Source organism: Rossellomorea aquimaris (genome assembly GCF_001877785.1).
Taxonomy (GTDB): Bacteria; Bacillota; Bacilli; order Bacillales; family Bacillaceae_B; genus Rossellomorea; species Rossellomorea aquimaris_A.
Map to the genome: position 1 here is coordinate 17,235 of NZ_MINN01000044.1, position 17,657 is coordinate 34,891.

Annotated in this window: 15 protein-coding genes and 1 other annotated feature; of the genes, 6 read left to right on the forward strand and 9 right to left on the reverse strand. The window is 45.6% G+C overall.

All coding sequences use genetic code 11. The annotated features are described in order from the left end of the window. Positions 1–141 precede the first annotated feature (141 nt). From uvsE to BHE18_RS01745, 7 genes are all read right to left on the reverse strand, one after another. Positions 142–1,104 carry a UV DNA damage repair endonuclease UvsE gene (uvsE, locus tag BHE18_RS01715; RefSeq protein WP_071616999.1) on the reverse strand — a complete coding sequence of 321 codons (963 nt, stop codon included), beginning with the start codon at positions 1,102–1,104 and terminating at the stop codon, positions 142–144. A gap of 60 nt (positions 1,105–1,164) precedes the next feature. Next, positions 1,165–2,133: a nuclease-related domain-containing protein gene (locus BHE18_RS01720; RefSeq protein WP_071617000.1), complete on the reverse strand. Its 969-nt coding sequence runs from the start codon at positions 2,131–2,133 to the stop codon at positions 1,165–1,167. A gap of 152 nt (positions 2,134–2,285) precedes the next feature. Then, positions 2,286–2,426, reverse strand: coding sequence for a hypothetical protein (locus tag BHE18_RS23085; protein ID WP_171910636.1), 141 nt, complete (start codon positions 2,424–2,426; stop codon positions 2,286–2,288). 276 nt (positions 2,427–2,702) lie between these two features. After that, entirely contained in the window at positions 2,703–4,214 is a 1,512-nt protein-coding gene (locus BHE18_RS01730; protein WP_071617002.1) for a DEAD/DEAH box helicase, read from the reverse strand. A gap of 335 nt (positions 4,215–4,549) precedes the next feature. Further along, a complete protein-coding gene (locus tag BHE18_RS01735; RefSeq protein WP_071617003.1) occupies positions 4,550–5,239 on the reverse strand; it encodes an alpha/beta hydrolase in 690 nt (229 codons plus the stop codon). A gap of 96 nt (positions 5,240–5,335) precedes the next feature. Next, positions 5,336–6,712, reverse strand: a complete 1,377-nt coding sequence (locus BHE18_RS01740) for a UDP-N-acetylmuramoyl-tripeptide--D-alanyl-D-alanine ligase (RefSeq protein ID WP_071617004.1) — start codon at positions 6,710–6,712, stop codon at positions 5,336–5,338. A gap of 94 nt (positions 6,713–6,806) precedes the next feature. After that, entirely contained in the window at positions 6,807–7,886 is a 1,080-nt protein-coding gene (locus BHE18_RS01745; protein ID WP_071617005.1) for a D-alanine--D-alanine ligase, read from the reverse strand. A gap of 301 nt (positions 7,887–8,187) precedes the next feature. Here BHE18_RS01745 and BHE18_RS01750 point away from each other — a divergent pair, with 301 nt between their 5' ends. Together BHE18_RS01750 and BHE18_RS01755 are read left to right on the forward strand one after the other, a co-directional pair. After that, the gene (locus BHE18_RS01750; protein ID WP_071617006.1) at positions 8,188–9,375 is read left to right on the forward strand and encodes a dicarboxylate/amino acid:cation symporter; all 1,188 of its coding nucleotides are present in this window, start codon (positions 8,188–8,190) and stop codon (positions 9,373–9,375) included. 119 nt (positions 9,376–9,494) lie between these two features. Further along, a complete protein-coding gene (locus BHE18_RS01755) occupies positions 9,495–10,046 on the forward strand; it encodes a GNAT family N-acetyltransferase (RefSeq protein WP_071617007.1) in 552 nt (183 codons plus the stop codon). A gap of 160 nt (positions 10,047–10,206) precedes the next feature. Here BHE18_RS01755 and BHE18_RS01760 read toward each other — a convergent pair whose 3' ends face one another. Further along, positions 10,207–10,863, reverse strand: coding sequence for a TVP38/TMEM64 family protein (locus tag BHE18_RS01760; protein ID WP_071617008.1), 657 nt, complete (start codon positions 10,861–10,863; stop codon positions 10,207–10,209). Between the two features lie 180 nt (positions 10,864–11,043). Here BHE18_RS01760 and BHE18_RS01765 point away from each other — a divergent pair, with 180 nt between their 5' ends. Continuing rightward, positions 11,044–11,538 carry a BsuPI-related putative proteinase inhibitor gene (locus BHE18_RS01765; RefSeq protein ID WP_071617009.1) on the forward strand — a complete coding sequence of 165 codons (495 nt, stop codon included), beginning with the start codon at positions 11,044–11,046 and terminating at the stop codon, positions 11,536–11,538. Between the two features lie 157 nt (positions 11,539–11,695). On the opposite strand, the gene BHE18_RS01770 is transcribed toward BHE18_RS01765, so the two are convergent. Then, positions 11,696–12,469, reverse strand: coding sequence for a hypothetical protein (locus tag BHE18_RS01770; protein ID WP_083573576.1), 774 nt, complete (start codon positions 12,467–12,469; stop codon positions 11,696–11,698). Between the two features lie 489 nt (positions 12,470–12,958). Here BHE18_RS01770 and BHE18_RS01775 point away from each other — a divergent pair, with 489 nt between their 5' ends. From BHE18_RS01775 to BHE18_RS01785, 3 genes are all read left to right on the forward strand, one after another. Continuing rightward, the gene (locus BHE18_RS01775) at positions 12,959–14,134 is read left to right on the forward strand and encodes an FtsW/RodA/SpoVE family cell cycle protein (RefSeq protein WP_071617010.1); all 1,176 of its coding nucleotides are present in this window, start codon (positions 12,959–12,961) and stop codon (positions 14,132–14,134) included. Positions 14,135–14,189: 55 nt separating this feature from the next. Beyond that, positions 14,190–14,397 (forward strand) — a binding site (T-box leader). Between the two features lie 219 nt (positions 14,398–14,616). Beyond that, the gene (gene argS / locus BHE18_RS01780) at positions 14,617–16,305 is read left to right on the forward strand and encodes an arginine--tRNA ligase (RefSeq protein WP_071617011.1); all 1,689 of its coding nucleotides are present in this window, start codon (positions 14,617–14,619) and stop codon (positions 16,303–16,305) included. A 709-nt stretch (positions 16,306–17,014) separates the two neighbouring features. Next, positions 17,015–17,596 carry a YqaA family protein gene (locus tag BHE18_RS01785; protein ID WP_071617012.1) on the forward strand — a complete coding sequence of 194 codons (582 nt, stop codon included), beginning with the start codon at positions 17,015–17,017 and terminating at the stop codon, positions 17,594–17,596. Positions 17,597–17,657 lie beyond the last annotated feature (61 nt).

The following is a 17,657-nucleotide window of genomic DNA, read 5'->3' on the forward strand; positions in this document are numbered from 1 at the left end:
CCTTCATGTCTCTCTTTATGTATAAATCTTACAGTATATTTACGTTTGAGGATAGGATTGGTTTCGCAGCGTGCAGGGAAAAATTCGGATTCATTTGCTGCCGAGTGATGGAGATGCTTCTGGCTGAAGCATCTCCATCACTCAAAGAATTTTAAAGGAGGACTCGTCCACCTGCTCCAATCCCTTTTGCCCCTTCAACTCTTCTGCCAGCCGGAACAGGGCATCATCTTTTTTCTTAGCTTCGATCATACAGTCCACTTGATCGACCGTCCCTTTTATTCCCTGGAGGAATTCCATGAACATTTCCGGTTCGATAAAATCGGCGTGGGCTTTGTAATCTTTTTGAGAGCGGGGACTCGATATATGCATTTTGACAGGAAGCGGCGACTGACTCCACGTGGAGACGATCCGATTCCAATCCTCCTGCCAATCCCGCTCATGATGTGCAAGGTGATGATGATAATCGAACACCTGTGGAACACCGAGCTTCTCACACAAGTAGAGGGCATCCGCAGCACTGTACACGGTATCGTCATTTTCCAGGATGATCATTTCCTGCAAGGAAGCAGGCGTCAGCCCCCAATTATGAATGAACTGTTCAAGCGCCCTTTCCTTATCATCATACGCCCCTCCCACATGCAGCACACAGCGGTGCACCGGATCGACACCCATCCCCCTGAGCAGATCCCTGTGCATCTTCAATGTGTGAAACGTATTCTTGAGGACATCAGAATCACTCGTATTCAGCAGAACAAAATGGTCCGGGTGAAACCCCACCCGCATCGGATGCTCCTCCAAATACTCTTTTATTTTGTTCAGTTCCGGCTTTAACGGCGAGATAAAATCCCACCCCTTCAGATCAGGGTGGTTCGCAAGCGGAATCAGCTTCGAGCTGTAACGGAAAAAATGAATCTCATGAAGAACATTATGCTTCAACAGGCGCAGGCAATTCTGCAAATTCGAGCGGGCAATCCGTTCAAGCTTCGCAATCGCCGCTTCCCGGTCCCTTATCGAGGAAAACTGCTTAAATGTCATCGTCTGCGAAGGTGAAGCATTCTGCAGATTCATGCTCATGGCAACATAGCCGAGTCGGATGAGGGTCATGGTGGGTGGAGCTCCTTTTTTTAGTGGTAGTATGTGCGCGACGGTCGTGATTCATGTTTATTATGAAAATTCTTTATGGTAGGTTGTGCTTTTTCCGGAGCCTTGGATTTTTAGGTTGGAAGAGTTTAATAAAAGATGTGCGGTTCTAGGGGAGGAAACATTTAAGAAGATCCTTAGTTCCCTGTTGGTGATAAATGGTTTAAAGAGAAGAAAATAATCTTCTATTTTCTGCTCATGAGCTTTTTTAGAGGAGAGGTTACATTCGGGACAGTGCCAGCATCCAAACTTCCTAGTCATTATGGAAGCACAATTTTCACAGTTGACCCCGTTAATAATTTCATGTTCTTCAATCCCAAATGTTTTTAGCACACTTGTCATGCTCGTATCATGTTGGGCGAGGAGTACCCTTTTGATTTTTCTAAGATCCTTTTTTGTCGCAGCCAATTCGTTATACGAGGAGTTCAAATTACTGATTTCACTGATTAAATTCTGAGCATGTATGATTTTGTTATACGGAGTAAGAAGCTGTTGACCCGGGGCCATTTTAAGTATCGTAGAAGGATTACTGATAACAACGAGGAATTCAATTGGCGGGAGCACTAAATTATGCTCATAGAAAAAACGTTGAAGAAAGAGTTTCAGGCGGTTAACTTGTGTAATGGGGTCGGAAAATCCGGTTTCGATGCCATTATAATTTCTTGTTAATTGATTAAATTCAGAGTCGATCGTCAATATTCCTGAAATGTTCTTAATTTCTAGAATCAAAGTGTAGAAGGGGGTGAAAAGCAGTGAATCGATTTGAAAGTGATGGGGAGTCATCGGGAGCTTTAAATCGTTGAAAATCATATACTTTTGGCTATCCAGAAAACTTAAGTGGTAGTCAATCGATTTTTCTCCGTTATAGCCGGCTTTCCTTTTCTTCAGATCCTGTTCAATAAGGGGAATCTTCGAATGATGACGGTTTAAATTTCTTATTAATGCTTCATTTTGTTCGATTCTTATTGGTATTTTCCTCTCTTTTGCGAACAATTGATCACTCCTTTAAATTTTATCTATAAGTACTTCTCTTAAAATAGCAAAAATCCTCTTTTTGATTGGTGTAATAGATACCATTTTAGATTTTCATTCCACTTTCACAAATTTACGTGCAGGTTTTTAAATTTCCATGCAGGATTTCAGATTTACAAACCATTTATCAAAAATACATTCCACTTTTCAAAAATACGTGCATCTTGTCGAATTTTCTTCACCAACACCCACGCTTCCCCACCCATCCAAAACCCAAAACCCCAATTTGTCAAAACCATTTTCCAATCCCCCATCCCACTACACTCCTACAATCAAAATCACCACCTCCACCCCAGCCCCAACCCCAGCCAAAACAGACAACCACCGCCTTTACCCGCCAAATACAAGCGCAGAACTTCCGCTCGAAACGGAACCCCAGCCCAATGCCAACCCCCGGCTCCAACACCACCCACAATGCCAGCCCCTGTCACCACACAAACCGCAGGCTCCCACACCAACCCCGATCCAACCTTCCAAAAAAAAACACGACAACCCCCAACAAAGGGTCATCGTGTTCTAATCAAAATTTATTAGTTATTGTTATAAGACTTGCGTCTGCTGCCTGATGATTGTGGTCTGCCGCCGCCGCGACGATCGCCGCCACGGGATGATCCACCGCGTGAACCGCCGCCACGTGGGCCTCCGCTTCCACCGCGTCCGCCGCCTTTTCCGCTGCGTGATCCGCCTTTGTAGCCGCCGCGGTTGCCACCGCCGCCTCTATTTGGCAATGGACGCTCTTCTGTGATTTCTACAGGAGTTGTGTCCGGCTCTTTTGTAAGGACTTTGATCGCTGCTGCCACTGCCTGGATTGGATCGTGGTCATTCAGGAATTCCTCAGCAAATTGGTAGTAATCCTTGATGTCATTTTCTTTTGCCGCTTCAATCAGTTTTTCTAAAGCAAGGCGCTGCTGACCTTCGAGTGCTTCATTTTGGCTTGGCGGCTTAAGGCCCATCATTTTCTTCTTCGTTGTTTGTTCAACTACGCGAAGGTAACCCATTTCTCTCGGAGTTACGAATGTGATGGACATACCCTTCTTACCTGCACGGCCTGTACGTCCGATACGGTGAACGTAGCTTTCAGGATCTTGCGGGATATCGAAGTTGTATACGTGCGTTACTCCTGAGATATCAAGTCCGCGGGCTGCAACATCCGTTGCGATCAGGATATCGATGCGGCCTTCTTTGAACTTTTTAAGAACCGTCATACGGCGTGCCTGTGAAAGGTCTCCGTGGATTCCTTCCGCAAGGTAGCCGCGGATGCTGAGTGCGCGTGACAGTTCGTCAACACGGCGCTTTGTGCGTCCGAATACGATCGCAAGTTCAGGTGATTGAACGTCGATCAGACGGGACAATACATCGAATTTTTCTTTTTCTGTTACTTTCGTGAAGTACTGTTCGATATTTGAAACCGTCACTTCTTTTGATTTTACTTTGATCAATTCAGGTTCTGTCATGAAGCGTTCTGCGATGCGGCGGATTGGATCCGGCATGGTTGCAGAGAACAGAAGTGTCTGTCTTGTGCTTGGTACGGTTTCAAGGATGCTCTCGATGTCATCAATGAAGCCCATGTTCAGCATTTCATCCGCTTCGTCAAGAACGAGTGTTTCCACGTTATCAAGCTTCAGCGTGCGGCGCTTGATGTGGTCTAGAAGACGTCCTGGTGTACCCACAATGATGTGCGGGTTCTTTTTCATCGCACGGATTTGGCGCTGGATATCCTGGCCGCCGTATACTGATAATACGCGTGCACGCTTATCTGAACCTATGCGGTATAATTCTTCTGAAACCTGGATCGCAAGTTCACGGGTCGGAGCGATAACAAGAGCCTGAACGTTCGGGTTCTTCATATCGATCTTTTCGATCATAGGGATACCGAATGCAGTCGTTTTACCTGTTCCTGTCTGTGCCTGGCCGATGATATCTTTGCCTTCAAGACCTGCCGGGATTGTACTTGCCTGGATTGGGGTTGCTTCTTCAAAGCCCATACGTTTGATTGATTTCAACGTAGATGCGCTTAAGTTTAAATCTGAAAACTTAGTCAATGCTATTCATTCTCCTTTTAATTTACATCTTTTATAACTAATCAATTATGCTGATTATATTTTTAAATCGGAACGAAATCTCACACACCGAAAGACTTCGGTATCTAATCTAAAATCGTCTATTTGAGATGTTTATTTGTTTGATATTCCATTGGAATGTTTGCTGCAATGTGTGTGCCGGCTCAGGTTGCAAGGCGGCTGAAGGATCCTGCATGTTCAATGCAAAAAAATACACTCTTCTAAATCGAAGAGCTGCACGTCCAACAAATAGAACAATGTTGTAGTTATGTTACCACTTATAGAGATGAATTTCAATCTATTGTAAAATAGTCAATCTATTCACTCTGCAGGAAATGGTAGATCTCTCCAAATAATTCGTGCTTATCTTCACTGTGACAAATTAAGTGATTCGCTTTTGGGGAATAAAATAGGTTCTTTTCCTCAGACGAAATGGTCTCATAAATATATTGGGCACTTTTGGGAGGAACAATCCCGTCGATTTCTCCCTGGGCTATAAAGGTAGGGATGTTCACTTCTTTAAGGAGCGGCCGTGCGATACGGACCACCTTTTTGAACTCATAGGCAGAAAGGATCGGGGTGTTGGTCACTTTAAATTTATAGCGGTTGTAAAGTTCATTTTCAAGTATTTTTCCCTGGAGCCCTTCCTTGATTAAATTACCAATATCTTTTACCAGCTGTCTGTAATTTATATAGTAGGCAGCTGCACTCAACAAGACAAGTTTGTCTACCTCGTATTTGACAGAGAGGTAGGAGGCGATCAGTCCGCCCATCGAAAAACCGATGACATATACTTTTTCACACGTTGAGATGAGCTCTTTCAATTCTTCTTCTGCATGTTCGATCCACTCGGCATGCTTGATCCCTCTCAAAGCCAGAGTTTCCCCGTGTCCCGGCAAGGTCGGGACAGCGATTTCCCATTGTGTCCGTTCCTTCAGAAAATTTGCGAGAGGCTCGACTTCATAAGGACCGCCGGTGAAGCCATGTATAAGTAAACACCCAATCATCCTGATCCCCACTCACTTTAAGAATGGCTTATTAAGAAAAGGAAGGGGCATCCTCCCTTTTCTTTCACTTTCTCATTTTAAACACTTTCTTTGATTCTAATTCGTCAATGTTTCAATGACTTCTTCCAGTTTCATTCCCCTGGAAGCTTTGAATAAAACCAGATCTCCGCTTTGTGTCTGCTTTTCAAGCATGGCGGCAAGCTCTTTCTTGTCTTGGAACGCATGGACGTTTTCAGCTGCAAAGCGCTCAAGTGCACCTTTCGCAATGAGCTCCCCGAGCCTTCCATAGGTATAGACATGCTGAATTTGTGCGGGATCGATGATTCTGCCGATTTCAAAATGGAACTCTTCTTCGTTGTCACCGAGCTCGAGCATATCACCGAGTACGAGAATCTTGTTGTTGACGCCGTCAAGTTCGGATACAAGCCCGATGGCTGCCTTCACGGAAGTCGGGCTGGCGTTATAGGCATCATTGATGATTTTTTCCCCTTTTTTACCGAGGGACGTTTCCATTCGCATTTGCGTGAGTTTAAGCGACTTCAACCCTTCTTTCATTCCTTCAACCGTCACATCGAATTCCTTGGCGATCAGGATCGCTGCCAGAGCGTTATGGATGTTGTGCTGTCCGAGTACAGGAAGGAAAAATGTTTCCCCTTCATACAGAGACGTTTCAAATTGGCTGCCGTCGTTGTTCATTTCTATGTTCACCGGGTAAATCGTGTTCGCTTCACTTCTGCCGAATGTTTCGATCCGCGCAAGTGTAAGGTCCTTTACATGCTCTTGTAAAAGAGGCTCGTCTCCGTAGTAGGCAAACAGGCCGTTTTCCTTAAGTCCCTGGACGATTTCAAGCTTGGCTTTGGTGATGCCTTCACGTGAGCCGAGATCCTGAAGATGCGACTCTCCAATGTTGGTGATGATCGCGGCATCGGGCTGCGAAATTTCAGACAGCAGTTCGATTTCACCAAAACCGCTCATCCCCATCTCCAGGACCGCCACTTCAGCATCCTCCGGGAGGGCGAGGATCGTCAACGGAAGGCCGATATGGTTATTGTAGTTCCCCTGCGTCTTATGGACTTTGTATTTCGTGCCCAGCAGGCTTGCGACCATATCCTTCGTCGTGGTCTTCCCGTTGCTCCCTGTGATGCCGACCACTTTCAGGTCCAGTTCATGGCGGTATTGATTTGCCAGTGACTGCAGGGCAAGTAGCGGATCATCGACGATGAGGACCGGAAGATCTTCAGGAGGGTTTGCGACATTTTTATCCCATAGGGCGGCTCCTGCCCCCTTTTCGATCGCCTGCCTGACAAATTGGTGGCCGTCCACATTTTCACCTTTGAACGGGACGAAGAGATTCCCTTTTTCAATTTTGCGTGTATCGATGCTTACACCTTTTATGATGGTATCTTCGAACTTTGTGAGATCATTATGAACATGCAGCATATCACATGCTTGTTTTATCGTTTTTTCAAACATTGTCTTTCTCCTTTATGCGTTTTCGGGTGACAAACAGAGGAGGGACTGCTTTTAGATGATGATCTTCCAGTCAGTCCCTTCGTTCAGGTATGTGTTACATCGTATGTTTGATTGTCTGCTTTTCCTTATGGCGCTCCATGCCGAGTTCGACGAGTTTGCCGATCAGGGTCGGATAGTCGACGCCTGTGTGCTTCCATAGAAGCGGGAACATGCTGAAAGGCGTGAACCCGGGCATCGTGTTTACTTCGTTCATATAGATTTTGCCGTCTTCAGTCAGGAAGAAATCTGCACGGACGAGTCCGGAACAGTCGAGGGCCTTGAAGGATTGGATTGCAATCTCCTTCATATTCCCGTATGTTTCCTGGTCGATTTCTGCAGGGATGATGAGGGCCGTGTCCCCGTCTTCATACTTTGCCTTGTAATCATAGAAATCCTTCTTAGGGACGATCTCACCCGCAACTGAACATTCAGGCTGGTCGTTACCAAGAACGCCCAGTTCGATTTCGCGTGCTTTTACGCCTTCTTCAATGATGATCTTGCGGTCGAATTGGAACGCTTCTTCGAATGCAGCCGCCAGTTCCTCTTTGGATGTACATTTGCTGATGCCGACGGATGAACCGAGGTTTGCCGGCTTGACGAAGCAAGGATAACCGATTTGCTCTTCCACCTGCTTATATGCGTTTTCAGGATTCGCCTTCCACGTGCTGCGGATAAACCAGGTATAGTCCACCTGCGGAATTCCTGCCTGTGCGAAAAGATTCTTCATGATGACTTTGTCCATGCCTGCAGATGAAGCAAGGACACCGTTCCCCACGTAAGGGAGATTCAGTAATTCAAGCATCCCCTGAACCGTTCCGTCTTCCCCGTTCGGACCGTGGAGCAGCGGGAAGATCATATCGTATCCTTCACTCTCCCTGGAATCTGCAGGGACCATTGCCGTACCCAGTGCATTTGGTGAGATCTCCTCACCTTCATTGAATTGAAGTGCTTTTACATCTTCAACTGGCGCATTCAGCTGCGGTCCTTTGATCCACTGCCCTTCTGTTGAGATAAAGACAGGGTGTATTTCATATTTATTTAAGTCCAGGGCACCGATGACTGCCTTGGCTGTTTGCAGCGATACATTATGTTCGGCAGATTTGCCGCCGTATAATAAACAAAGCTTGGTTTTCATGAGCTACCTCCAATATTAACAATAGATGTTTCTATTTTATCACTTTCAACTCAAAGGGAAAGAATGATGTGATGGAAATTAAAAATTACCACCATTGTCCTTGAAAAGAAGGCAACCTCCCTCTGTATTCCGTCCTTATATATGTATGTAGACCCAGCCTAGTCCCGCAACAGGCGGACGGGCTTTATTTTATCAGAATACATTTAAGATTCCGCCTATTCATTTCCCTCTTAAAATATCATTCTCACGGGTGTATAATCCTTCTAACGAAAACATTTGTACATTCAAGGAGGACACCCGGATGAGAAAGCTTGGTTTACTGCCTAAGATCCTGTTGGGGATTGCCTTAGGTATTGTCATTGGTGCATATGCACCGGAATGGATCGTGAAATTATTTGCTACGTTTAATGGACTTTTCGGTAATTTCCTCGGTTTCGCGATTCCATTGATCATCATCGGTTTCATCGCACCCGGTATCGGTTCAATGGGCAAAGGAGCAGGAAAGCTGCTTGGACTGACTACGGCTCTTGCTTACGGATCCACAGTGATTGCGGGGCTGCTTGCATATTCAGTCGCTAAGAGTATTTACCCATCTCTCCTGGCCAATCAAACTTCTCAATCATTCGAAAATCCGGAAGAAGCTCTCTTAAAGGGATTCTTCACAGTGGACATGCCTCCGGTAATGGGTGTCATGACGGCCCTCCTGATCGCCTTCACTCTTGGTCTGGGCATAGCCGCCATTAAAGGGGACGCCCTGCAAAAAGGAATGAATGAGTTTAGAAACATCATAGAATTGGTGATTGAAAAAATCATCATCCCGCTACTTCCGATCCATATCCTGGGGATATTCGCCAATATGACTCAGGGTGGTCAAGTCAGTGCCATCATGTCGGTATTCGCCAAAGTCTTTGTAATGATCATCTTATTGCATCTATTCTTTTTGGCAGTGCAATATACAACGGCAGGCACATTGCGCAAGCAAAATCCGTTCCTGATGATGAAGGGAATGCTTCCCGCCTATTTTACGGCGCTCGGAACGCAGTCATCCGCTTCTACAATCCCTGTGACTCTTGAAAGGACGAAAAAACTCGGGGTAAGGGATCGTATTTCTGATTTCTCAGTGCCGCTGCTTGCTACGATTCACCTGTCAGGCAGCACGATCACACTAGTCAGCTGTGCGATGGCCGTTATGTTCATACAGGGTGAAGCCCTGCAATTCGCGCAGCTGTTCCCGTTCATCCTCATGCTCGGCGTGACGATGATTGCTGCACCCGGTGTCCCTGGCGGTGCCGTGATGGCCGCTCTCGGTCTGCTTGAATCCATGCTCGGATTCGGCCCGACAATGACATCCCTTATGATCGCCCTTTACCTTGCACAGGACAGTTTCGGAACAGCGTGCAACGTAACAGGCGACGGTGCCATCACATCCATCGTCGACAAACTGACCAACAAGAAAAAAGCAGCCATTTCAAATGTGAAAGCAAGCTGATTTTGAAGGCCCGTCCCTCGCCGCTTTACAGCGGTGAGGGACGGGCCTTCTTTTTTACAGGAAAAACCGTGCCTCCTGGAGAATTAAGTAGATAGACCAAAACAAAGGAGTGCGGATTTTTGAACTCAACGAGCAGCCGAGTAACATTGAGAAAAATAGAAGAAAAGGACCTTGAAACACTTTGGGACTACATATACAAAGAAGAAGCACCTGAGTGGAAACAATGGGACGCACCTTATTTTGAACACAAACCAATGCCATTCGAAGATTATAAACGCAGCTTCCTCGCAAAACTGGAGCAGCACAATGACCGACAGCGGATCATCGAAGTTGAAGGAAACATCATCGGGACGGTCAGCTTTTACTGGGAGTACGAACCGACAAGATGGCTGGAAGCGGGTATCGTCATCTATAATCCCGGCTATTGGAACGGGGGCTATGGCACAGAAGCTCTGTCACAATGGGTACAGCATCTTTTTGAGTCGAAGGAAATCGGACGGGTCGGCATCACCACCTGGTCCGGGAACGAACGGATGATGAAGGCCGCAGAGAAAGTCGGCATGAAGATTGAGGGCAGGATGAGGAAATGCCGGTATTATAACGGCGTTTATTACGATTCGATACGGATGGGAATCATCCGTGAAGAGTGGGATCAATTGTACTCCCGTTAAAAAGAGGAGGACGGCGTTTCGTTGTCCTCCTCTTCTATTGTCCAGCTGCGGCGGCTAGAGACTCGAGGTCATATGACGTGACCCCCAAAAAGGCAAAGAACGCCTTTCCGGGGGTCACATCATATGCTTGTCGTCCCTGGGCGAGCCGCCTCCGCTTTTCTTATTTTTCATCCTTCGAGTCGCCAAACCAGTCCTTCAGCCTCTTTCTAGTGAAAAAAAGAAGCAGGAAAAATAGGATGAACATGGCCATAGCCACATACAGATGCACCCTGTCTTCCCCGCTCAAACCTGAACCAAAGAAGACAAATCCGATCGTCCCCGGGATGATCCCGACAGCGGTAGCTGCAATATAAGGCAAGTAGCGCACTTTCCCTGCCCCGGCTAAATAACTGACCAAATCAAAGTTCAAAAATGGAAGCAAGCGGAGAATCAATATATAAAAGAAACTGTTTTCAGCCATTTTTTCGCGGACGCTGCTCATTTTAGGAGACGGTTTCCTCCAAAACTTCATCCCCAGAAAGCTGGATATGACATATGCCAGAGACGCCCCTCCGATGGCACCAATGAAAATATAGATAAACCCGTTGTACGGGCCGAACGCCAGGCCGGCTGCGATCGAAAAGATGGATGTTGGAAATAATACAAGGGGACGGAATGTCAGCAGCGCAATGAACACAACCGGTGCCCACCAGCCGAACGAGATGACAAGATCCCTGATATCGGAAGGCCTCACTTCCCAAAAGCTGCGGCTACCCCATACGATCAGAAGGAGGACGGCAACGAAACCGAGTACCTTTAAGACATCTTTTATCTTCATTGCCTCCCCTCCCGTTCATTCCAGTGATGGTGTAATCTTTCTTCCATTGTACTGTTCTCATTAAATAAAACCAACTTTGCCGGTTATCCTATGGGTGAATGGTCTTGCTTTCACAATAAGGAACAAAGTAGTGAAACTTTTCTGATTCAGACAAGTCTAATAGTATAGAGGTGAAAGCAAATGAAGAAGCTGATCATTGTATTTACAGGGGCACTTCTCCTTGCAGGTTTGACAGGATGCGGCACAGGCGGCAGTCCAGACCCTGACACAGATTCACAGGAGACGAACGGGACCCCTGAATCAAACCAAACAGAGAAAGGGATTGTGGCGGGCAGTATGGAACCTTCTTTAATTGAGCAGGAAGAAAAGAACGGAAAGCTGGTCTACGAATATAAAATAAAAAATCAAACCGAAAGCATAAAGACATTTGTGTTTTCTACGGGACAAACCATCGACTTTGAAATAAAAGATCAGAACGGTAAAATCGTTTACCGGGATTCTGAAGGCAAGATGTATACACAGGCCATTCAGGAAATCCCAGTCAAACAGGGTGAAGAGTTTTCCAGAAAACTTACCCTTCCGAATCTTGAGAGCGGCACTTACACCCTTACAGTATGGCTGACAGCAAAAGGCGAAGATCAATATAAAGTAGAGCAGGTAATAAACGTGCCGTAAGAAAAAAGGATTAATCCAAATAAAGAGGTTCATTCAACTCAGGCGGTTGATGAAGCCCTTTATGCAGATTAATCCTTCCCTTTTGCAGGCATGCTGAGTCCTGGGTACCAGGCTTCATCCCTATAACCTATTCCCCGTAAATACAGGGTGTGCATGCCTAACGTATGGAGGAGCTCCAGCTCTTCGTTTTCCGGTCAAAAACAAGCAAACCATTTGCAGGTGACTTGCTGAATTGCTGATAATCCTCGATCATTTCATCCATATTGAAATAGTCGCCAATGACCCAGATTGGAATTTCGATCTTCCCCCTGCTGACAATCGCCTTCTCAAGGGAAATGATCATGCCTTCTTTTATTTTTTCTTTAAACGAAGTGATGATCTGAGACCCGATATCAGGGTACTGTTTTTCCTTTTTCATGCCGAATAATCCTTTACCGCCCTTAATGCTTCCCAATTTCGACGCTACCGTCGACCCAAGCATATGGTAGAAATCAGCGAAATCACGGTAGTAGATCTTGTTGAACCATCCGTCATCATGTGAAAGGTATGCATACCGGTTATTCAATTTCGAGTAAAAAGGGGCATGGAGGGGCTGTTTCAGATGGCCCATGTAGAGAAGCTCTGCAATCTCCTGGCCATTTAATTCATTGACGCCAGCTTCCTCGTCAAAATCGATCCAGCAAAAGTCACCATAGTTATCTACATGATCATGGGTGATCTTGTTCATTTCTTCCTGTTCCACATATTCAAGATGAGTGTGAATATTGAACGCTCCATGCTCATACTGATGCTTGATCAACAACAGGTTCTTGAGGGGCCTCGGCAGATTCGAAGCAAAATCCTGAAAGCTGATGCCGTATGAAACGACAAATTGCCGATCGGTATTCATATGTACATAGATGATATCTTTTGTTTGTTTGTATGTCTTCAATACATTCCCTCCATCTGATTTACACGATGCGTATCTAATAGTATCTATTTTATCAAAGATAGGAGGATACCGTTCTTTTCTATTTCATTTCAAAATGATGACAAAAGTCGCAGGGAATTGTCGAAAAAAGTCATTGTGCGGGAAAAGGAGCTTAGTAAGCCGGACTTGGGGAGGCTGGGCCAGGAGAGCGGCTGTTAAAGTGTAGAAATGCTTGTTTTTTACAGTTATGACTGTTCTGGCTATATACCACTGGAAATGTTACATTTGAAATCGAATCTTTATATCTTCCTAAACAGGAAGATTGATGTAATATATGGAAAATAAATCACGGCTGTCTGCATGTTTCCTCTTTATTATCTTGTTTAAATGATTCATTAGGGGAACCGGGTGAAAAAAGAAGGGAATTTCAGGATTGCATGCAGTAGAAATTTTCCTTCTTTTCTATTAGACTAGGAATGTGAAATCTTACGAAATTCAGGTGAATTGATTATGGAAACTCGCCAGCGTTTTGCTGATAAATTTGACTGGGGTCTCCTCTTTTTATTGATGATGTTTTTTATCGTCAGTGCGCTTGGGATAAGCAGTGCCCAGACCTCAGGTCAATATGAAACAAACTTTGTCATCCGGCAGGCCTTTTGGTATGTTGTCGGAGCAATCATCATTACAGGTGCTTTGTTCTTCGATTCAGATCAGTATAAACGCCTTGCTTGGTATCTGTACGGCTTTGGGATCTTCCTGCTTCTTGTGCTTCTCATATCTCCCGAAAGCATAGCACCTTACCGGAATGGAGCAAAAAGCTGGTTCATGCTCGGACCGCTCGGTTCCATCCAGCCTTCAGAATTTATGAAGACATTTCTGATTATTGCTCTAGCCCGTGTGATCACGAACCACAATGAAGTCACGGTACGGAAGACATTGAAGTCGGATTTTCAATTATTATTGAAAATTGGATTCACCACCCTCATCCCGCTTGCTTTCATCATGCAGCAGCCGGACCTTGGGACATCCCTTGTCATCCTGGCCATCATGACAGGGATCATTTTGGTGTCGGGTATCACATGGAAACTGATCGTCCCGATTTATGCTTTTCTTGGAGTGGTCGGCGGCATCCTGCTTTCACTTGTCATCTGGGCACCGGAATTTTTGGAAAAGTATACAGGCTTTGAACCTTATCAGTTCGGACGTATATATGCGTGGCTTGATCCTTATAACTATTCCAAATTGGAAGGATTCCACTTGATCAATTCGTTGAATGCGATCGGATCCGGGCAGATTTTCGGAAAAGGCTACAGCGACGGGGAAGTGTATATCCCTGAAAATCATACCGACTTCATATTCAGTGTCATCGGTGAGGAATACGGCTTTATCGGTGCAAGTGTGGTCATCAGTTTATTCTTCCTGTTGATCTATCACTTGACCAAGACGGCCCTTGATACAAAGGAACCATTCAATGCCTATGTATGTGCAGGAATCATCTCGATGATCACGTTCCATGTGTTCCAAAACATCGGCATGACGATCCAGTTATTGCCGATCACGGGAATCCCGCTTCCGTTCATCAGCTACGGGGGAAGTTCCCTGATGGGGAATATGCTCGCTCTCGGCCTCGTATTCAGTATGAGATACCATCATAAAACGTATATGTTCTCTTCTGAAGAATCTTAAAAATGGTTGTTGTAATTATCTCCAGAATGTGTAAAATAATATCTAACCATATACAGGATATTCAATGATGAAGAGAGTAATTCCCACGTGGATCCAGAAGCGAACCAGGGACGGTGCAAGCCTGGTGTGAAACCCGGAATGAAGCGCACTTCTGAGAAGTCTTTCCTCAAATTTCAGTAGGGAAAGACCGGGTAAAACCGTTAATTTATGAGCGCCCTTTAAGGGAATAAGAGTGGTACCGCGAGCCAAAACTCGTCTCTACATAGTGTAGAGACGGGTTTTTTTATTTGGCTCATTTCGCTTGCTGCTTTGAACACAAGAAAATACCGGAACTTGGGTATTTTCGGTTTGTCCGCCCGTCTGTTGTTTAAGCTTGAGTTCGAAAAAGCACGCCCACAAGCTATATACAGGCTGCAAGCCTATTTACGAAAAGCAGCGTCCTTTTAAAAAACTGTTTTCTATTTTAGTTGGAGGTGGAGAAATTGGATTTGAAATCAGCATTCGCAAACGTATTGAAGTCCCAGGTTCTCTCATCATGGACCGAGGAAGACCTTCTTGTCTTAATCGAAACACCTAAGCATGTGCATCTAGGCGACCTTGCTTTCCCATGTTTTAAACTGGCGAAGGAATATCGGAAAGCCCCCGGCGCTATAGCTGAGGAACTGGCCGGAAAACTGGCTTCCCCCCTGTTCTCAAAAGTGGAAGCAGCCGGTCCGTACGTAAATGTGCACTTTGATTCCGCAGCTGCCGGTAAAGAAATTGTGGACTCGATCTTGCAGCAAGGCGAACATTATGGAAAGCATTCTTTTGGCAGCGGCAAGACCGTTGTATTGGATATGTCCTCCCCGAATATCGCCAAACCCTTTTCAATGGGGCACCTCCGTTCCACCGTTATCGGAAACGGAATTGCCAACCTGGCGGAAACCTGCGGTTACAAAACCGTAAAGATCAACTATATCGGTGATTGGGGCACCCAGTTCGGGAAGCTGATCGTCGCGTTTAAAAAATGGGGCGATGAAGAAAAAGTGAAAGAGAACCCAATCGCCGAACTGTTTACCCTTTATAAGAAGTTCCATGAAGAGGCAGCACTCCACCCCTCCCTGGAGGAGGAAGGCCGGAAAGCATTCAAGCTCCTTGAAGATGGTGACGTGGAAATCACAAGGCTTTGGAAATGGTTTAAAACGGAATCCCTCGAAGCATTCAAGACCATTTACTCCCTGCTTGGAGTCGAATTCGATTCCTATAACGGCGAGGCATTCTTTAATGACAAGATGGATGAAGTGGTGAAGCTTCTCGAAGAAAAGCAGCTGCTCGAAACCTCTCAAGGAGCGAAGGTCGTCCGCATGGAAGATGAAACCCTCCCTCCTTGCCTGATCAAAAAAACAGACGGAGCCACCCTGTACGCTACGAGGGATCTGGCTGCCGCCATTTACCGTCAGCGTGAATACTCGTTTGAAGAAGCGCTTTATGTGGTGGGACAGGAGCAGACCGTCCACTTCAAGCAAGTGAAAGGCGTTCTTGATAAGCTCGGGTATGAATGGGCACATAACATGAAGCATATCCCATTCGGCCTCTACCTTAAAGACGGAAAGAAGATGTCTACGCGAAAGGGACGCGTCATCCTCCTTGAAGAAGTACTGCAGGAAGCGAATACGATGGCCCGTAAAAATATCAAGAAGAAGAACCCCGATCTTAAAGATGCGGACCAAGTGGCACGGGACGTTGGGGTCGGCGCGGTCCTCTTTCATGATTTAAAAAATGACCGATTGAACGACATCGAGTTTTCCTTGGAACAGATGCTTACGTTTGAAGGAGAAACCGGTCCTTACCTGCAATACACGCATGCAAGGGCCCAATCGATATTGAGAAAAGCCGGGGCCTCAAAGCCTTCCACGTTTGAAGGGCTCGAAGACAAGGCCAGCTGGGAAGTCATCAAGCAGCTGCGACTATTTCCGGAAACGGTGGAACGGGCTTGGAGAAACTATGCCCCCTCCATCCTTGCTAAATATCTTCTGGAACTTGCGAAGTCGTTTAACAGCTATTATGGGAATACCAAGATTATCAACGATGACAGCAAGCAGGATTCACGTCTGACCCTCGTCTATTCTGTTGCGTCTGTACTGTCAACAGGATTGGGCATATTAGGCATCGGGGCGCCGGAGGAAATGTAGAAACCCGCTGGTTCTTGTCGTTATTTCCCGAGAAATGATTGGTTTAGGTTAGGGTGGTCAGTTTGGAGTGTTAGTTGTTGTTTTGGGTTGAAGAAGTGCTGGTTGGGGTTGGGTGGTATGTTTCAGGGGAAAGGCTTTTTTTGAGGTGAGGTATTTCCGAAAAAGTGAAGCATGTTGAAAATAGTCTTATGACGGAGAGTTTGCTATTGGGTTGAATTAGAACATTTTTCTGATAGTTTCATCATATTTACTCGAAATCTGTTGTGAATCAGGGGTTTTTCGTTCCTTTTTGGGGGTTTAAGGGGCTTAACAAGGGCTTTTTTGGCTTCATTTCTTTGGATCTAAGCGGCACGTACGAGATTTATGATCCTGATTCGGAATTTATGATCCATTCCTCCGATTTATGATCCATTCCAGAAATTTATGATCCAAAATGAAAATATATGATCCATTTTCAAATTATATGATCTTTTAAGAATTATTCTAATCAGCATACCCCCACACCGATGCTCGGCCATTCGAAATCATCATATAACTACATCAGCCGATACACCAGGATACCAATTTGCCAGCCGCCAAACCCAGATCCACCCTCCCCCTGCCAGACAGATAATTCATGACGCTCTCCTCAAAAGATGATATACTTTTTGAGTATTGATGAAACAAAATGAAGATTGACTATAATTGCATATCATAAAGGAGATATCTCATGTCTGAATTACTTCACGCGTTTGAAGCCTGGCTGATGGATTACGGGGTATGGGGGCTTATTGCTGTATCGTTTGCCGATTCATCCTTCTTCCCGATTCCGCCGGATGTCCTGTTGATCCCGCTTGCCATCGCCAATCCTGAAAATGCTTTGCTTTACGCATTATACACCACCGTGTCTTCAGTGATCGGAGCCTTATTCGGATGGTGGATCGGAAAGAAGCTGGGACGCCCGATCCTGGTCTATCTGTTTTCTGAACAAAGGATCCAGAAGGTTGAAGAATACTTTAAAAAATACGGGCCGATGGCGCTTCTCATAGCTGGCCTTACACCCGTTCCTTATAAAATTTTCACTATATTCGCCGGTGTTTCAGGAGTCAGGATACGAACTCTGGTCATCTGGTCGATTATCGGACGAGGCATCCGCTTCTTCCTTGAAGGTGCCATTATCTTGACACTCGGGGCCAAAGCGAAACCGTTCATCGAAGAAAACTTCACCATGCTCACACTTGCAGCGGGTGGAGTATTGATACTCGCTTATATCGTGTACCTGATCATAAGGAAGAAAAAACATACGGTATAATCCTAATGCCGCATTAGCTGTATCATCACCAACCACACAAAAAGAGAGTATCGGGCTGCTG

Coding starts and splice junctions, on each gene's coding strand:
- uvsE (WP_071616999.1), bottom strand. CDS start 1,104: ATGACCCTCATCCGACTCGGCTATGTTGCCATGAGCATGAATCTGCAG.
- BHE18_RS23085 (WP_171910636.1), bottom strand. CDS start 2,426: ATGGGGGATTGGAAAATGGTTTTGACAAATTGGGGTTTTGGGTTTTGG.
- BHE18_RS01735 (WP_071617003.1), bottom strand. CDS start 5,239: ATGATTGGGTGTTTACTTATACATGGCTTCACCGGCGGTCCTTATGAA.
- BHE18_RS01740 (WP_071617004.1), bottom strand. CDS start 6,712: ATGTTTGAAAAAACGATAAAACAAGCATGTGATATGCTGCATGTTCAT.
- BHE18_RS01745 (WP_071617005.1), bottom strand. CDS start 7,886: ATGAAAACCAAGCTTTGTTTATTATACGGCGGCAAATCTGCCGAACAT.
- BHE18_RS01750 (WP_071617006.1), top strand. CDS start 8,188: ATGAGAAAGCTTGGTTTACTGCCTAAGATCCTGTTGGGGATTGCCTTA.
- BHE18_RS01760 (WP_071617008.1), bottom strand. CDS start 10,863: ATGAAGATAAAAGATGTCTTAAAGGTACTCGGTTTCGTTGCCGTCCTC.
- BHE18_RS01765 (WP_071617009.1), top strand. CDS start 11,044: ATGAAGAAGCTGATCATTGTATTTACAGGGGCACTTCTCCTTGCAGGT.
- BHE18_RS01775 (WP_071617010.1), top strand. CDS start 12,959: ATGGAAACTCGCCAGCGTTTTGCTGATAAATTTGACTGGGGTCTCCTC.
- BHE18_RS01785 (WP_071617012.1), top strand. CDS start 17,015: ATGTCTGAATTACTTCACGCGTTTGAAGCCTGGCTGATGGATTACGGG.